The organism is Microbacterium sp. F2E (genome assembly GCF_020905435.1).
In the GTDB taxonomy this organism is placed as follows: Bacteria; Actinomycetota; Actinomycetes; order Actinomycetales; family Microbacteriaceae; genus Microbacterium; species Microbacterium lacticum.
Genome location: NZ_JAJJIB010000005.1, coordinates 95,300 through 110,898 on the forward strand (window position 1 = coordinate 95,300; position 15,599 = coordinate 110,898).

Below are 15,599 nucleotides of genomic sequence, written 5' to 3' on the forward strand. Positions count from 1 at the left end.
CTATCGCCGCCGGAGCGGGGGTCGGGCGGTCAGCTCTCCTGCGAACCCTCGACCCAGGCGAGGTACTCCTCGGTCACGGTGCCGGTGACGTAGCGACCGTCGAAGCAGCTCAGATCGAGGTCGTCGACGCCCGTCGCGCCCTCGAGGATCGCCGCCTTCAGGTCGCCGATCTCCTGGTAGACCAGGTAGTCGGCGCCGAGCTCGGCGGCGATCTCGGGAATCGTGCGGCCGTAAGCGACGAGCTCGTGGCGCGAGGGCATGTTGATGCCGTACACGTGCGGGTAGCGCACGGGGGGCGCGGCCGACGCGAAGGTGACACTCTCGGCACCGGCATCCCGCGCCATCTGGATGATCTCCTTCGACGTCGTGCCACGCACGATGGAGTCGTCGATGAGCAGCACGTTCTTGCCCTTGAACTCGCTCGACATGGCGTTGAGCTTCTGGCGCACACTCTTCTTGCGCACCGCCTGGCCCGGCATGATGAACGTGCGGCCGACGTAGCGGTTCTTGTAGAAGCCCTCGCGGTACTCGATACCGAGCTTGCGGGCCACCTGCATGGCGGCCGGCCGCGACGAGTCGGGGATCGGCATGACGACGTCGATCGCACCCGCGGGCGTGTACTTCGCGATCGTGTCGGCGAGCCGGTCGCCCATCCGGAGCCGCGCCTCGTAGACCGAGATGCCGTTCATCACCGAGTCGGGTCGGGCGAGGTAGACGTACTCGAACGAGCACGGCACGAGCTTCAGGTTCGCGGCGCACTGCTGCGTGTGCAGGGCGCCGTCGAGGTCGATGAACACCGCCTCGCCGGGCTCGACGTCGCGGACGACCTCGAAGCCGGCGTTCTCGAGCACGAGCGACTCGCTCGCGACGACCCACTCGTCGTGCCCCTCGTCGGTGCGGCGCACCCCGAGGATCAGGGGCCGGATGCCGAACGGGTCGCGGAAGGCGAGCAGCCCGTATCCGGCGATCAACGCGATCGACGCGTACGAGCCCTCGACGCGCTCGTGCACACGCGAGACGGCCTGGAAGATCTGCGTCGGGTCGAGATCGAGACCGGAGATGGATGCCTGCAGCTCGTTCGCCAGCACGTTGACCAGAAGCTCGGTGTCGGAGCTGGTGTTGAGGTGGCGGCGATCCTTGCGGAACAGCTCGTCGGTGAGCTCCCGCGTGTTGGTGAGGTTGCCGTTGTGCACGAGCACGATGCCGTAGGGCGCGTTGACGTAGAACGGCTGCGCCTCTTCCTCACTCGACGCGGTGCCCTTCGTCGCGTAGCGCACGTGGCCGAGACCGATGTTGCCGAGGAGGGCCCGCATGTCGCGCGTGCGGAACGCCTCGCGCACCTGGCCCTTCGCCTTGAAGAGGTGGAAGACGCCGTTCGGCTCCGCCGTCGCGATGCCGGTCGAGTCCTGCCCTCGGTGCTGCAGCAGCAGAAGCGCGTCGTAGATCTCCTGGTTGACGTTCGCCTGCGAGGCGACACCGACGATTCCGCACATCTGTGTTGCTCAGTCCGTTTCTGCCTGGCTGACGCGCTCAGGCGGTGTGCGCGTAAGACCCGACGAGACGCACGGCGCCCCCGTCGACACCCTTGGCGCCCTGCTCGAAGTGTCCGAAGCCGTCGGCGCCGTCCTCCGGCAGTGCGCCCTCGCGCACGACGCCGACCTGCCACGTGTCGATGCCCTCGGCCTGGAGGGCCGCGATCGAGGCATCCGCCCGCTCCGCGGCGACGACAGCGAGGAAGCCGATGCCGAGGTTCCACGTGCCCTCGGTGCTCTCGAGCTCGAGTCCGCCGAGGTCTGCGAGCACGCGGAAGACCTGTGCCGGCGACCAGGTCGACCGGTCGACCTCGACCCACGTGCCGACCGGCAGCACACGCGCGAGATTCGCGGCGATGCCGCCCCCCGTGACGTGGCTGAGCGAGTGGATGCCTTCCGGCACCGCCTCGAGCAGACGCAGGAGCGGCAGCGTGTAGAGCCGGGTCGGCTCGAGCAGCTCTTCGCCCCACGTGCGGCCGAACTCGGGGGCATCCGAGGCATAGGTGATGCCCGCGCGGCTCACGATGTGGCGCACCAGCGAATAGCCGTTGGAGTGGAGGCCGCTGGATGCCAGGGCCAGCACGACGTCGCCGGGGCGCACCCGCTCGGCCCCGAGCACGGCGTCCGCTTCGACGACGCCGGTCGCGGCTCCGGCGACGTCGTAGTCGTTCACACCCAGAAGACCCGGGTGCTCGGCCGTCTCGCCGCCGACGAGGGCGGTGCCGGTGAGCTCGCAGCCGGTCGCGATGCCGCGCACAATGTCGGCGATGCGCTCGGGGACCACCTTGCCGCAGGCGATGTAGTCGGTCATGAAGAGGGGCTTCGCACCCACCACGACGATGTCGTCGACGACCATGCCGACGAGGTCCTGGCCGATCGTGTCGTGCTTGTCGATGGCCTGCGCGATCGCGACCTTCGTGCCGACGCCGTCGGTGGAGGTCGCGAGCAGGGGCTTCGTGAAGCCGAGCAGCGCGCTCGCGTCGTAGAGGCCGGCGAACCCGCCCACGCCGCCGAGCACCTCGGGGCCGTGGGTGCGGCGCACCGCCGACTTCATCAGTTCGACGGCGAGGTCGCCCGCCGCCGTATCGACGCCGGCTGCGGTGTAGGGGTTCTGTGGGGACGGGGCCACGCGAACAGCCTACCGGCCCGCGCGGGTGCCGCCGGCCGTCTCCGGGTGGGGGGACGGGGCGCCGGCGCGGGCGAGCAGGGGCGGCGCGAGGAGCGCGGTGCCTAGGATGGCGGCATGGCAGCGGAGACACCGGAGTGGGTCGTGCGCGAAGACGCCGGCATGCCGGTGCTCGTCGCGCTGTACCTGCGGCAGGTGCTCGGGATCCGCTCGCCCGAGGAGCTGCCGCATCTGCGGAATATGCCGCCCGCGGCATCCAGCGAGTACGACGACACCGCCACGCTCGATCGCCTCTGGCGCACGTACTGGGAGATGACGGTCGAGCCGCAGGCGCACACGTCGCCGGTGCCGCTCGAGCTGGTGCCCGGCTTCGAGATGCTGGTGGCACTGCCCACCGAGGGCTTCGACCCGCTGATCGCCGCGATTACGCCGTACGGCGAGGATGCCGTGGCCTACGCCCGCGCGGCGTCGGAGCGCTATCACGCCCGCGCGCACGCCGACGCCCGGTCGGGCGGGTCGGCCTACCGCGCGTACGCGAGCGCGATCGCCCAGCACGAGCGGCACGCGGGCCGCCGGGCGCACTCGTTCGAGCTGAACGTGCAGGTGCTGCCGCTGACGCAGCGCGGCGTGTGGTGGATCGGCGCCCTCACCGTCGCCGTCACCGATTCGCTGCGCAGCGACGTGGTGGCCTTCGACGCGGCGATCGCGCCGGTCATCGCCGACATCGCCTGACGGGCGGTCTTTCGGCGCCCGGGTGTTTCGGTGCCCGGTCTTCCGGCGTCAGACCGTCGTGTCGTCGTCGGGGTAGTCGACCTCGACGCGCTCGTGGTCGACGCGCACCTCGTGCTGGCGGCGCGACAGCCGGCGGTCGAGGATGAGCGCGACCGCGCCGAGCACGGCCATGCCGATCGGGATGCACACGAGGCACAGGAATCCGAAGACCTGCGAGGTCGAGTAGATGACCTGCGTCGACGCGCTCTTCTCCTCGGTGCCGTCGAAGGCGAATGTGAGGATGAGCGCGGCGAGGATGCCGAGGATCGCGCCGAGCACGAAGAAGATCGCGTACCGGGGGCTCCGGCGCACGTGCGCGGTCTCGATCTGGTGCTGGGCGCGCTCGGTCATCCCTCCATTGTCCCACCGGCCGGTCGCCTCGGCGGCCGCCCGTCTCGCGCGATCAGCCCAGCCGGCGCTGCCACGGCAGCACGCGCATCATGCTCAGCACCGACACGATCGCGATACTGAGGGCCGCGGCCGACGCCAGCAGCGGCGGCACGATCGGCGGCACGCCGTTCGTGGCGTTCGGCACCAGGCCCGCGCGCTGCGGCTGCGCGGTGATCGGCGTGTTCGCGGGGCCGAGGTGTACTGGCCTCGACCGTTGTTGATTCGGTCGATGGGGGTCTTGCCGCCGATGCCGAGGTGGGCTCTGTCTAGGTTGTAGTGGTCGAGCCAGGTCGTCAAGCCTGCTCTGCGGTCGTCGTTGGAGGTCCAGGGGCGGGCGTAGGCCCACTCGGTGGCGAGAGTGCGGTTCAGGCGTTCCACTTTCCCGTTGGTCCAGGGGCAGTGCGGCTTGATGAAGCGCTGCTTGATGGCGTGCGTGTCGATCACGGCTTTGAACGCGGCGGAGTGGCGGTAGGCGAACGCGTTGTCCTCGCAGGGCACTGCCCGCGGCCGTGGAGGCGCCACCCACCAACCCCGCTGTGCCGTGCTCCCGGAACCGACGCCACCACCGCCACGCGGTCGTGCGGGAGATCCCCCTCTCCGCCGCGACGTGCGCGACCGCACGCCCCGACCCGATGCGCTGGACCATGATCAACCTGCCGGCCGGAGTCAGCCGGGCGTTAGCGTGGGACACGAGAGACCTCCGTGGACTCGAGGGAACCTAGACAGCTCCAACTCGACTACGGAGGTCTCTCCTACGTCAACAACGATCCGGGTCAGTACATCTAGGGACGGAGCGGCAGCAGGGCGGCGAGGTCGGCGCGGGTGCCCGATGCCGCGATGCGGCCCGCGGCGACGGCATCCGGCCAGGCCTCGGCGCCCGTGGCGAGGTCGATCCAGGTGGCCGCATCGGTCTCGACCACGTTCGGCGGGGTGCCGCGGGTGTGACGGGGCCCCTCGATCACCTGCACGGCGCCGAACGGCGGCACACGCACCTCGACCGTGTTGCCCGGTTCCTTCTCGGCGAGCAGCTGCAGGAGATACCGCACCGCCGTCGCCGTCTGGGCGCGGGGCAGGGCCAGCCCGCCGTCACCGCTGCCGCCCGCGGCTTCGCGCGCCGCCGCCACCGCGGCGAGCGCCGCGCGCCCGTCCTCGGTGGAGATCTTCCGCGCCATGGCATCCACGGTAGTGCGTCCGCAATCCAGTCTCCCCGCACCGCGCGCGCCCGTCGCGCCCCGTCATTCCGCGACGTCGCGTCCCCCTCACCCGCGCGCAGACCGAATGGCGAACCGCCTTCCCCCGCCCCGCGCGTACCGTTTGCAGGATCGCTGCCCCTCCCACGCGCCTCGACCCGCGGAATTCCGCAGGTCCGCCCCGCCGACTCGTCGATAGATCCTGCAAACGGTACAGATCGGGGCGACGCCCCCACCGCCCGACCCCGGCAACCGAGCCGCCCGACGCCCGAACACCCCGACGCCCGCCCCCGGCCGCTCGGTAGGCTGGCGGCGTGCGCATTCTCGTCCTCGGTTCCGGTGCCCGCGAGCACGCCCTGCTCCTCACTCTGAAGGCCGAGGGCGGCCACGAGCTCTTCGCGGCGCCGGGCAATGCCGGCATCGCCGCCGACGCGACGCTCGTGTCGACGCTCGACGCGAACTCTCCCGCGGCCGTCACCGAGTACGCGAACGACGAGCAGATCGACCTCGTCATCATCGGCCCCGAGGCGCCGCTGGTCGCGGGGGTCGCTGACGCGCTCCGCGAGCGCGGCATCCCGGTCTTCGGCCCAGGCAAGGCCGCCGCGGCGCTCGAGGGATCGAAGGCCTTCGCGAAGCGCATCATGGATGCCGCGGGCGTGCCCACCGGCCGCGCCACCCGCGCGACCACCCGCCCCGAGGTCGAGGCGGCGATCGACGCCTACAGCGCGCCCTACGTCGTCAAGGCCGACGGGCTCGCGGCGGGCAAGGGCGTCATCGTGACCGACGACCGCACCGCCGCGCTCGCCCACGCCGACGCGTTCCTCCCCACGGGCCCCGTGCTCGTCGAGGAGTTCCTCTCCGGCCCCGAGGTCTCGCTCTTCTTCGTGAGCGACGGCGACACCGTCCGCGCGCTCGCGCCGGCGCAGGACTTCAAGCGCGCCTACGACGGCGACGCCGGCCCCAACACCGGCGGCATGGGCGCATACTCTCCGCTGCCGTGGCTCGCCGAGCGATTCGGCAGCGAACGCGCGTTCATCGAGCGCGTCACCGCAGAGGTGGCCGAACCCGTCATCCGACAGCTGGATGCCGAGGGCACCCCCTTCATCGGACTGCTCTACGCCGGCCTCATCCTCACCGGCGAGGGCGAGGCGACCGAGATCAAGGTCATCGAGTTCAACGCGCGCTTCGGCGATCCCGAGACGCAGGTCGTGCTCGCCCGCCTGACGAGCCCGCTGTCGCGACTCCTGATGTCCGCGGCATCCGGCACCCTCGAAGACGAGCCCGAGCCGACCTTCGCCGACATCGCCGCCATCACGGTCGTGCTCGCGAGCGAGGGCTACCCCGAGGCGCCCGTGACAGGCCGCACGATCGGCGGCTTGGATGCCGCGGCCGCCACCCCCGGCGTGCACCTCGCGCACGCGGCGACCGCGGGGCCGGATGCCCCCGGCGGCGACCTCATCTCGACCGGCGGCCGCGTGCTCAACGTCATCGCGACGGGCGACACCTTCGCGCAGGCGCGCGAGCGCGCGTACGCCGCGCTCGACGAGATCACCCTCGACGGCGCGCACTTCCGGACCGACATCGCCGCCGTCGTCGCCCGCACCGCCGCCGAGTAAGCCCCGCGCCGGCCCTCACCAGAATCGGAGATCAGCAACAGATTCGGAGAATGGATGCCGAGGCATCCGATTCTGTGGCGAGTTTGCGAATCCAGCGAGCCCGCCGGCGGCCACACCAGCCGGCCGCCGGCCGCACCCGCGGGACGCGGCCGGCGCGAGCCCCCGCCAGCGCCCCTCAGCGCTCCCCGAGGTGCGGGGGCCGCTGCATGAACAGCACCGCGACGACGCCGACCAGGAGCACGATGCCGGGGAGGAGCATGGTCTGCGCCATGGCATCCGAGAATCCTCCGACGACCATGTCGGGCAGCTGACCGGCGGCGAAGTCGCCTCCGGCCTCGGCGGCACCGGGCAGGTTCGCCTCGAGCCGGCCCTGCATGAGCGCGGCGATGGCGGCCGAGCCGAGCACCGACCCGATCGTGCGGGTCGTGTTGTAGATGCCCGAGCCGGCGCCGGCCTGGCGCGGCTGCAGGTTGCGGGTCGCGGTGGTCGCGAGCGGCCCCCACATCCCGGCCTGCGCGATGCCCATGAGCGCCGAGGGCAGGAGGAACATCCAGATCGGGGTGTCGGGGTGAATCAGCGCGGAGTACCAGAAGATCGAGATCGCGCTCAGCAGCAGCCCGGGCACGAGCAGCAGCCGCGGGTCGACGCGGTCGAGCACGCGTCCGGCGATCGGGGCGAGCACACCGGCGAACACGGCCATCGGGATCAGCAGCAGTGCCGACTCGGTCGGGGTGAGCCCGCGGGCGAGCTGGTAGAAGAACATCATCGGCAGCGACATAGCGGTCACGGCGAAGCCGACGGTCGCGATGCCGATGTTCGCGACCGAGAAGTTGCGGTCGCGGAAGAGCGCGAGCGGCACGAGCGGTTCGCTCTTCGTGCGCGACTGCTGCCAGATGAACAGCGCCATGACGAGCACGCCGCCCACGATCATCGCCCACACCCACGGCGCCCAGTCGTAGTGCTCGCCCTCCTGCAGACCGAACACGACGAGGAAGAGTCCCACTGCGCTCAGCAACACGCCGACCATGTCGAAGCGGTGGCGGTGCATCTCGAGGTTCGGCACGAGCATCCAGGCCAGCACGAAGCCGATGATCCCGACGGGCAGGTTGACGAAGAAGATCCACTCCCAGCCGAGCCCGTCGACGAGCAGGCCGCCCGCGAGCGGGCCGACGAGCATCGCGACGCCCGAGGTCGCGCCCCAGAGGCCCATCGCCGCGCCGCGCTGGTTCGGCGGGAAGGTGCGGGTGATGACGGCCATCGTCTGCGGCGTCATGAGGGATGCCCCGAAGCCCTGCACCGCGCGGAACACGATGAGCATCTCGAGCGTCGACGACAGTCCGCAGCCGAGGGAGGCGAGGGTGAAGATCGCGAGCCCGATGAGGTAGATCTTCTTCGGGCCGAACCGGTCGCCCAGGCGTCCCGTGATCAGCAGCGGCACCGCGTAGGCGAGCAGATACGCCGAGGTGACCCACACGACGTTGTCGAGGTTGGCGGTGTCGGGGTCGAGGGCGGCTTTGATGGCGGGGTTCGCCACGGAGACGATGGTCGTGTCGACCAGGATCATGAAGAACCCGATGACGAGCGCCCAGAGCGCCGGCCATGGGCTGCGGGCGGGCGTGGTCGCCGCCCCCGTGTCGCGAGTGGTGGATGATTCGGTCATTGCCGTGCGGCCTCTCTCTGAGCCAGGTAACGGTCGTCGGTCTCGTGTGGTCCCCACACGAAGTCGGGGTGGGCAAGCCGGTCGAGGAAGGCGGCGAGCCAGGCGCGGTCGGCCGTGAGGAGCGCGAACTCCCGGTCGGCCTCGACGAGGTACTGCTCGAACACGGTGCCGCCGCGCGCCTTCGCGAGCCCGGTCCGGTACACGTGGAGGGCCTCCTCGAGGGCGGCGAGCCGGCGGCGCAGCAGGGCGAGGGTCTCCTCGCGGCCGAGGTTGTGCGCCTCGGCGAGAGCGACGCGATACTCGGTGGGCCGGCCGAGGCGCGGCAGCTCGCGACGCACCCAGTCGGTGATGGCCGCGTCACCGGCATCCGTCAGGGCGTACGTCGTGCGCTCGGGCCGGTTGCCCTCGCGGTCGACGCCCACCTCGGAGACGAGGCCGAGCCGTTCGAGGCGCGCGACCGTGTGGTAGACCGTGCCGTTGGTGAGCGCGATGATGCGGTCAGCGCCCGCCGGGGCCGCCGCCGGGCATCGAGCCGCCGGTCGGCGCGGTGGTGGTGTCGACTCGCGCCACGAGCATTGCGGAGAAGCCGCTCGACGCGTCGCCTGTGACCGTCGCGACCTGGAGCGCGCCGCCGTCGTCGCCGAACACGTTGTCGCTCGCGAGGGTGACCCCGGCGAGGTTCGCCGCCGACCCGTCATAGGCGGGGAGGGCATATACGCCGCCGAGCATGCTCTCGGGGAAGGCGAGCTGCGACGTCGCGATCGCGTTGGCGGAGTCGGTGATCGCGTCGACGGAGGGGTAGACCTCGAAGTGGATGTGCGGCCAACGCCCCGAGTAGCACCCCGGAACGATCGAGGTGAAGGTGACCTGACCGTCGGGATCCGTCACCTGCACGCCGCGCAGGTAGCTCTCGTTCTCGACGCCGGAGGAGTACATCGAGTAGCGTCCCTGTGCGTCGCAGTGCCAGGCGTAGACACCGACGCCGGCGAACGGGGTGTCGCCGTTCGCCATGTCGGTGATGCGTAGCGTGAACTGCAGAGGCACTCCGTCGGCGGTGGCTCCGCCGCCGATCGAGCTGCGGAGGTCGGAACGCACGATGCCCGACTGCTCGAGCACGTCGGGGCCGTTCGACCCGTCGCCGGGGTAGGGGCCGGCCGTCTCGTCGGGGATCTCGCCCGCCGGCAGCGGCGCGGTCGCGGTCGGCGTCGGGGTCGGGGTGGGCGTGGGTGTCGGGCTGGGCGTGGCGGCGCCCGTCGCCGACGGCGAGGCCGCGGCGTTTCCGACCGCGGTGCACGCCGCGAGCGCCGCCGCGCCGACGCCGAGGCCGGCGATGCTGAGGATGCCCCGCCGCGACACGAGCGTGCGCAGATCGAACCCCGCACCCTGATCGACGACCTCGTCGTCGGGGCGATCGAGCGGTCGACCCTCGTACTGGGGGCCGTCGGGCGTGGGGTCGGCTTCGGGAATCATGCGCCCAGCATCCTCTCGCCGCCGATCACCGGGCTATGGCGCGGCTATGGGTTGGCGATGCGGGGTGGGGCGGGGCGGGCGCGAGCGGCCGGTGACGGCGACGCCGCGCGCTCGCGATAATGGAGCGGTGACGGATCCCCTCGACCTGCCCGGCTGGACCCACGTGTACTCGGGGAAGGTGCGCGACCTCTACCGCCCCGACCACGCCCGGCCGGGCGCGGTCGGACCCGGAGCGGACGAGCGGATGCTGGTGGTCGCGAGCGACCGTGTGAGCGCGTTCGACCACGTGCTGAGCCCGGGCATCCCGGGCAAGGGCGTGCTGCTGACGACGCTCAGCCTGTGGTGGTTCGACCAGCTCGCGGGCGCCGACGGCGGCGAGCGGGTGCCGAACCACCTCGCCCCCTCCCACGTGCTCACCCTCGGCGCCGACGGCGAGGCGAACACCGCCGACGACCTGGTCGACCTCATCCCCGCGGCCGTCGCCGGGCGCGCGATGGTCGTCCGCAGTCTCGACATGCTGCCGATCGAGTGCGTGGTGCGCGGCTACCTCACCGGGTCGGGCTGGAAGGAGTACCAGGCATCCGGCACCGTCTGCGGCATCCCGCTGCCGGCAGGCCTGGCGGACGGCGACCGCCTGCCCGAGCCGATCTTCACGCCCGCATACAAGGCGCCGATGGGCGAGCACGACGAGAACATCTCGTTCGCGCAGGCCGAGGAACTCGTGGGCGTCGAGCATGCGGCGGAGCTGCGCGACACGTCGCTCGCGATCTACCGTCGCGCGGCGGCGACCGCCGAGGCGCACGGGTTGATCCTGGCCGACACGAAGTTCGAGTTCGGACTCGACGACGACGGCGTGCTCACCCTCGCCGACGAGGTGCTCACGAGCGATTCGTCGCGGTACTGGGATGCCTCGGCGTGGGCCGCTGGGGGGACGCCCGCCGAGCGCATGGCGAGCTTCGACAAGCAGATCGTCCGCGACTGGCTGTCCGCGCACTGGGACGGCGCCGGCGCTCCACCCGAGCTGCCCGCCGAGATCGTCGAGCGCACCGCGGACAAGTACCGCGAACTCCTCGCCCGCCTCACCGCCTGACCCGCGCGGCCGCACGCCACCGCGGCGCGCATGCGCGGCGCACAGGGGATTCCCAGGTAGCCTGAGCGGCGGCATCCCTCGCCGACCGCCGCACTCTCCACCCTCGAGGAGCACCCGCATGCCCATCTGGACCCTGCACGGCGACGGCCGCACCGTCGAACCCGGCGCCGTCGTCAAGCCCAACGAGCGCCTGAGCTGGCCCGGTACCATCGCGATCGGCGCGCAGCACGTGGTCGCGATGTTCGGCGCCACGTTCCTCGTGCCGATCCTGACGGGATTCCCCGTCTCGACGACGCTGTTCTTCTCGGGCGTCGGCACGATTCTGTTCCTGGTGATCACGCGCAACAAGCTGCCGAGCTACCTCGGGTCGTCGTTCGCGTTCATCGCCCCGATCCAGGCCTACAACGGCGGCAAGACGCTCGAGACGACCGAGCAGATCACGCAGGCGATGGTCAGCGTCGCGGTCACCGGCGTGCTGCTCGCGCTCGTCGGCCTGCTCGTGCAGAAGGTCGGCACCCGCTGGATCGAGAAGCTCATGCCGCCGGTCGTCGCCGGCGCCATCGTCGCCCTGATCGGTCTGAACCTCGCCCCCGCCGCGTGGAACAACTTCACGCTCCAGCCGCTCGTGGCCACGGTCACCCTCGTCGCGATCATCCTGTTCAGCGTGCTGTTCCGCGGATTCCTCGGGCGCATCTCGATCTTCCTCGGCGTCGTCGTCGGATACGTGATCGCCGCGATCACCGGCCAGGTCAACTGGGATGCCGTGGCCGCGGCCCCGCTCGTCGGCCTGCCCGAGTTCCACCTGCCGGCCTTCGGCGACCCGGTCTCGTGGAGCCTGCTGCCGATCTTCCTCCCGGTGATCCTCGTGCTCGTCGCCGAGAACGTCGGGCACGTGCGCGGCGTCGCCACGATGACCGGCGACCCCACCATCAACGCGAGCACCGGCCGCGCGCTCACCGCCGACGGCGTCGCGAGCACCCTCGCGGGCCTGTTCGGCGGCTCGGCGACGACCACGTACGGCGAGAACATCGGCGTCATGGCGGCGACCCGCGTCTACTCGACGGCGGCGTACTGGGTGGCCGGCGCGATCGCCGTGCTGCTGTCGTTCTCCCCCGCCATCGGCGCCGTGATCAACACGATCCCGGCGGGCGTCATCGGCGGTGCGACGACCGCGCTGTACGGCCTCATCGGCGTGATCGGCATCAAGATCTGGGTCGACAACCAGGTCGACTTCTCGCGCCCGGTCAACCAGTACACGGTCGCCGTTTCGTTCGTGATCGCGATCGCCGGGTTCACGATGGGCATCGGCTCGCTCACGTTCTCGGCCATCGTCCTCGGCACGGTCGCCGCGCTCGTGATCTACCACGGCGGCAACGCGATCGCCCGCTGGCGCAAGACCGGCGCCGACGACGGCGGCCCCATCGTGCCCATCGGCCAGCTCGGCGGCGACCCGGAGTAACCCGCCAGAACCGACCCGGATGCCTCGCGCGCGAGCCGCTCGCGCGCGAGGCATCCCTGGGTCAGATGCACCGTGGGACCCGACCTTGCTGCGACTCCGCGGCCCCTCGCCGGAGGCGCGACAACAACCAGCATCCGCGACAGGATTCTTCTAGCGCCGATGCTGGTTTTTGTAGCGGGAGCCGGCCGCCGCCCCACCTCAGCGAAGCGGCCGCCGACGGCGCGACGGCCGGCGACGCCGCGGCGATCGGCCACGTGCACCTGTCGGTCGGCGACGTGGCCACCGCCCGCGCGTTCTACGTCGACGCGCTCGGGTTCGAGACCACGGCCTCCATGCCCGGATCGGCCCTGTTCGTCAGCGCCGGCGGCTACCACCATCACATGGCGATGAACGTCTGGAACTCCCGCGGTGCGGGGCCGCGGATGCCCGCGCTCGGCCTCGGTCGCGTCGAACTGGCGCTGCCGGATGCCGATGGCCTCGGCGCCCTCACCGAGCGCCTCCGCGACCACGGCGTCGCCGTGCGCGACGACGGCCGCGCCGTGACGTTCGTCGACCCCTGGAACAACGAGCTGCGCGCGGCCCTCGCCTGAGGCATCCGGGTCGGTTCCGGGCGGAACCCGTGCACAATTCAGTCTCCGCGGCCGCCGCGCGCCGCACGAACCGCGTGTTTCCGCGGAACGTTCCGTCACACCCGCCCCGGGAGACTGAATGGCGAACAGTCCGCGCCGCGCGCTCTCCCAGCCCGCCCCGCCCCTCAGGCCGAGGCGCGCACCACGAGCTCGGTGTCGAGCACGGTCACGTGCTCGGGCGTGCCTCCGGCGAGTAGCCGCAGCAGCACCTCGGCCATCTGCTGGCCCTGCTGGTGCGAGGGCTGGCGCACGGTCGTGAGGTTCGGCTGCACCGCCGTGGCGACCGGCGAATCGTCGAACCCGATGATCGCGACGTCGGTGGGCACGCGGATGCCCGCCCGGCCGAGCACGGCCAGAGCGCCGCGCGCCATGAGGTCGCTCGCGATGAAGAGCGCGTCGAAGGAGGCCGCGGACTCGAGAATCCGCGCCATCGCCGCCGACCCGCCGTCGGCGGTGAAGTTGCCGTCCTCGACGGCGACGGGCACCATGCCGGCGTCGGCGAGGGCCGAGCGGAACCCGGCGAGACGGTCGATCCCGGCGGGCATCGAGACCGGTCCAGAGATGTGCGCGATCCGCCGGAAACCCTTGTCGATCAGGTACTTCGTCGCGTCGTAAGCCCCGGCGGTGTTGTCGACGTCGACGTAGTAGTCGTTCTCGCGCGCCCGCGCGGGCCGACCGCCGTAGACCACCGGCACCGACGTGGCGATGCGGTCGATGAAAGTGTCGCTCGTGTGGTGCGACACGACGATCGCCCCGTCGACCGCGCCGCTGCGCACATACGCCGCCGTCTTGTCGCGGGGATCGTCGCTCGCGATGATGAGGTTCAGCACGTAGTCCGACCGGCTGAGCCGCGCGTTGATGCCCGAGACCACCGCCGCGAAAAACGGATCGCCGAAGAACCGGGTCGTGTCTTCGGGCACGACCAGCGCGATCGCCATCGTCGCCCGCGAGGCGAGCGAACGCGCCGCCCGGTTGGGCACGTAGCTGAGCTCGGCGATCGCCCGCTGCACGGCCTCGAGCGCAGCCGGGCTGACCGCCGTCGACCCGTTCACGACCCGCGACACCGTCGAGCGCGACACTCCGGCGGCCGCCGCGACCTCTTCGATCGTCGCTGCCGCACGCGGCGTCTCGATGGTCACGTGGGCAGGCCTATCTCTGAGCGGCGGCGGCTTCGCCGACGGGGGATGCCGGGGCCACATCGATGGCGCGCGCGGCGATCACCCGACGATACTCCAGCGCGCTGTCCTTCAGCGTCCGCTCCTGGGTGTCGTAGTCGACGTGCACGATGCCGAACCGCTTGCCGTAACCCCACGCCCACTCGAAGTTGTCCATGAGCGACCAGTAGAAGTAGCCGCGCACGTCGACGCCGGCGTCCTGCGCGTCGCGGATCGCGCCGAGGTGCGCCCGCAGGAACGCGGTGCGCTCGACGTCGTGCACGCGCCGCGCCGCGGCGCCCGACCCGTCGGCAGCATCCGATCCCGAGGCATCCACCACATCGTCGTACGACGCGCCGTTCTCGGTGACGTACAGCACGGTGCCGGCGGGCTGCGCGTACTCGCGCCACACCCGCTCGAGCAGCGTGGTGAGGCCGGCGGGGTCGACCTCCCAGTTCATGTTGGTGCGCGGCAGACCCCGGTCGTGCCAGAAGATCCGCTCGTGCGAGGGGAACGGCGAGGTGATCTCGCGCGTCGTGGGCGCGTCGCCCGAGGCGGGCGCGTGCGGGTCGGGTGATCCGCCGACGAACTCGCCGTGGTAGTAGTTCACGCCGAGCGCATCGAGCGGCGTGGCGATGGCCTCGAGGTCGCCGGGGAGGGTCGCCTCGTCGAGAGCGGCGATCGCGGCGGGCGAGACGGCGCGGATGTCTTCGACGACGTCGGTCGGGTAGGCGCCGCGGAAGATCGGGTCGAGGAACCAGCGGTTGAACTGACCGTCGATGCGGCGGGCGGCGTCGACGTCGGCGGGCACGCCCGGGTCGACCGGCTCGGCGACGGTGAGGTTCAGCGTGATGCCGAGGTCGAGCGACGCGTCGCGCGCGCGCAGCTCGCGCACCGTCTGCCCGTGGCCGAGCAGCAGGTGGTGCGCGGCGAGCACGCCGTCGGTGACACTCGTGCGACCTGGTGCGTGGATGCCTGCGGTGTAGCTCAGGAACGACGAGCACCACGGCTCGTTGAGGGTCGTCCAGTGCTGCACCCGGTCGCCGAGCGCGTCGTGCACCGACAGCGCGTACTCGGTGAACTGCTCGGCGGTCGACCGCGCCGTCCAACCGCCGCGGTCTTCGATCGCCTGCGGCAGATCCCAGTGGTAGAGCGTCAGCCAGGGCAGGATGTCGTTCTCGCGCAGCTCGTCGACGAGCCGCTTGTAGAAGTCGAGGCCCTTCTGGTTGACCGCACCGCCGTCGGGTCGCACCCGCGCCCATGACACCGAGAACCGGTAGGTGTCGAGCCCGAGCTCGCGCATCATCGCGACGTCGGCCGGGTAGCGGTGGTAGTGGTCGCACGCGACGTCGCCGGTGTCGCCGTGCAGCACGGCGCCGGGCTCGCGGCTGAACGTGTCCCAGATCGAGGCGGTACGGCCGTCTTCGAAGGCGGCGCCCTCGATCTGGTAGGCGGCCGTCGCGGCGCCGAAGAGGAATCCGGGCGCGAAGGCGCGGGGGTTCTCACTCATGA

At 71.4% G+C, this 15,599-nt stretch carries 14 protein-coding genes and 3 pseudogenes; 5 read left to right on the forward strand and 12 right to left on the reverse strand.

Annotated elements, in window-relative coordinates:
- Positions 1-29 precede the first annotated feature (29 nt).
- Positions 30-1,493 (reverse strand): amidophosphoribosyltransferase, encoded by a 1,464-nt coding sequence (gene purF / locus LOK55_RS05900; RefSeq protein ID WP_229934638.1) that lies wholly within the window; start codon positions 1,491-1,493, stop codon positions 30-32.
- Between the two features lie 37 nt (positions 1,494-1,530).
- A complete protein-coding gene (purM, locus tag LOK55_RS05905) occupies positions 1,531-2,661 on the reverse strand; it encodes a phosphoribosylformylglycinamidine cyclo-ligase (RefSeq protein ID WP_229934639.1) in 1,131 nt (376 codons plus the stop codon).
- A 114-nt stretch (positions 2,662-2,775) separates the two neighbouring features.
- Between purM and LOK55_RS05910 the strand changes: the two genes are divergently transcribed.
- Positions 2,776-3,390 (forward strand): zinc-binding alcohol dehydrogenase, encoded by a 615-nt coding sequence (locus tag LOK55_RS05910; protein WP_229934640.1) that lies wholly within the window; start codon positions 2,776-2,778, stop codon positions 3,388-3,390.
- A 48-nt stretch (positions 3,391-3,438) separates the two neighbouring features.
- Here LOK55_RS05910 and LOK55_RS05915 read toward each other — a convergent pair whose 3' ends face one another.
- From LOK55_RS05915 to LOK55_RS05925, 5 genes and pseudogenes are all read right to left on the reverse strand, one after another.
- The gene (locus tag LOK55_RS05915; RefSeq protein ID WP_229934641.1) at positions 3,439-3,780 is read right to left on the reverse strand and encodes a potassium transporter Trk; all 342 of its coding nucleotides are present in this window, start codon (positions 3,778-3,780) and stop codon (positions 3,439-3,441) included.
- Between the two features lie 52 nt (positions 3,781-3,832).
- Positions 3,833-3,964 carry a hypothetical protein gene (locus tag LOK55_RS14030; RefSeq protein ID WP_268252363.1) on the reverse strand — a complete coding sequence of 44 codons (132 nt, stop codon included), beginning with the start codon at positions 3,962-3,964 and terminating at the stop codon, positions 3,833-3,835.
- Between the two features lie 146 nt (positions 3,965-4,110).
- Positions 4,111-4,341: pseudogene (locus LOK55_RS14390) on the reverse strand (integrase core domain-containing protein); the annotation flags it as partial.
- Positions 4,342-4,387: 46 nt separating this feature from the next.
- Positions 4,388-4,465 (reverse strand): annotated as a pseudogene (locus LOK55_RS14395) (hypothetical protein); the annotation flags it as partial.
- A gap of 136 nt (positions 4,466-4,601) precedes the next feature.
- On the reverse strand, positions 4,602-4,991 hold the full coding sequence (locus tag LOK55_RS05925) for a sterol carrier family protein (RefSeq protein WP_229934642.1): 390 nt from the start codon (positions 4,989-4,991) through the stop codon (positions 4,602-4,604).
- Positions 4,992-5,323: 332 nt separating this feature from the next.
- On the opposite strand from LOK55_RS05925, the gene purD reads away from it, so the two are divergent.
- A complete protein-coding gene (purD, locus tag LOK55_RS05930; protein WP_229934643.1) occupies positions 5,324-6,625 on the forward strand; it encodes a phosphoribosylamine--glycine ligase in 1,302 nt (433 codons plus the stop codon).
- 175 nt (positions 6,626-6,800) lie between these two features.
- On the opposite strand, the gene LOK55_RS05935 is transcribed toward purD, so the two are convergent.
- Genes LOK55_RS05935 through LOK55_RS05945 form a run of 3 tightly spaced genes read right to left on the reverse strand, consistent with a single transcriptional unit; the run spans position 6,801 to position 9,755 of the window.
- Positions 6,801-8,285, reverse strand: a complete 1,485-nt coding sequence (locus LOK55_RS05935) for a DHA2 family efflux MFS transporter permease subunit (protein ID WP_229934644.1) — start codon at positions 8,283-8,285, stop codon at positions 6,801-6,803.
- The gene (locus LOK55_RS05940; protein WP_229934684.1) at positions 8,282-8,779 is read right to left on the reverse strand and encodes a PadR family transcriptional regulator; all 498 of its coding nucleotides are present in this window, start codon (positions 8,777-8,779) and stop codon (positions 8,282-8,284) included. The genes LOK55_RS05935 and LOK55_RS05940 overlap by 4 nt, the downstream gene beginning before the upstream one ends.
- 4 nt (positions 8,780-8,783) lie before the next feature.
- Positions 8,784-9,755 carry an intradiol ring-cleavage dioxygenase gene (locus LOK55_RS05945; RefSeq protein ID WP_229934645.1) on the reverse strand — a complete coding sequence of 324 codons (972 nt, stop codon included), beginning with the start codon at positions 9,753-9,755 and terminating at the stop codon, positions 8,784-8,786.
- A gap of 127 nt (positions 9,756-9,882) precedes the next feature.
- Here LOK55_RS05945 and LOK55_RS05950 point away from each other — a divergent pair, with 127 nt between their 5' ends.
- From LOK55_RS05950 to LOK55_RS05960, 3 genes and pseudogenes are all read left to right on the forward strand, one after another.
- Positions 9,883-10,845: a phosphoribosylaminoimidazolesuccinocarboxamide synthase gene (locus tag LOK55_RS05950; protein ID WP_229934646.1), complete on the forward strand. Its 963-nt coding sequence runs from the start codon at positions 9,883-9,885 to the stop codon at positions 10,843-10,845.
- Positions 10,846-10,963: 118 nt separating this feature from the next.
- Positions 10,964-12,304 (forward strand): uracil-xanthine permease family protein, encoded by a 1,341-nt coding sequence (locus LOK55_RS05955; protein WP_229934647.1) that lies wholly within the window; start codon positions 10,964-10,966, stop codon positions 12,302-12,304.
- A 194-nt stretch (positions 12,305-12,498) separates the two neighbouring features.
- Positions 12,499-12,894, forward strand: a pseudogene (locus tag LOK55_RS05960) (VOC family protein); the annotation flags it as partial.
- Positions 12,895-13,058: 164 nt separating this feature from the next.
- Here LOK55_RS05960 and LOK55_RS05965 read toward each other — a convergent pair.
- A complete protein-coding gene (locus LOK55_RS05965; protein WP_229934648.1) occupies positions 13,059-14,072 on the reverse strand; it encodes a LacI family DNA-binding transcriptional regulator in 1,014 nt (337 codons plus the stop codon).
- A gap of 10 nt (positions 14,073-14,082) precedes the next feature.
- The gene (locus tag LOK55_RS05970) at positions 14,083-15,597 is read right to left on the reverse strand and encodes a GH1 family beta-glucosidase (protein WP_229934649.1); all 1,515 of its coding nucleotides are present in this window, start codon (positions 15,595-15,597) and stop codon (positions 14,083-14,085) included.
- Positions 15,598-15,599: the final 2 nt, after the last annotated feature.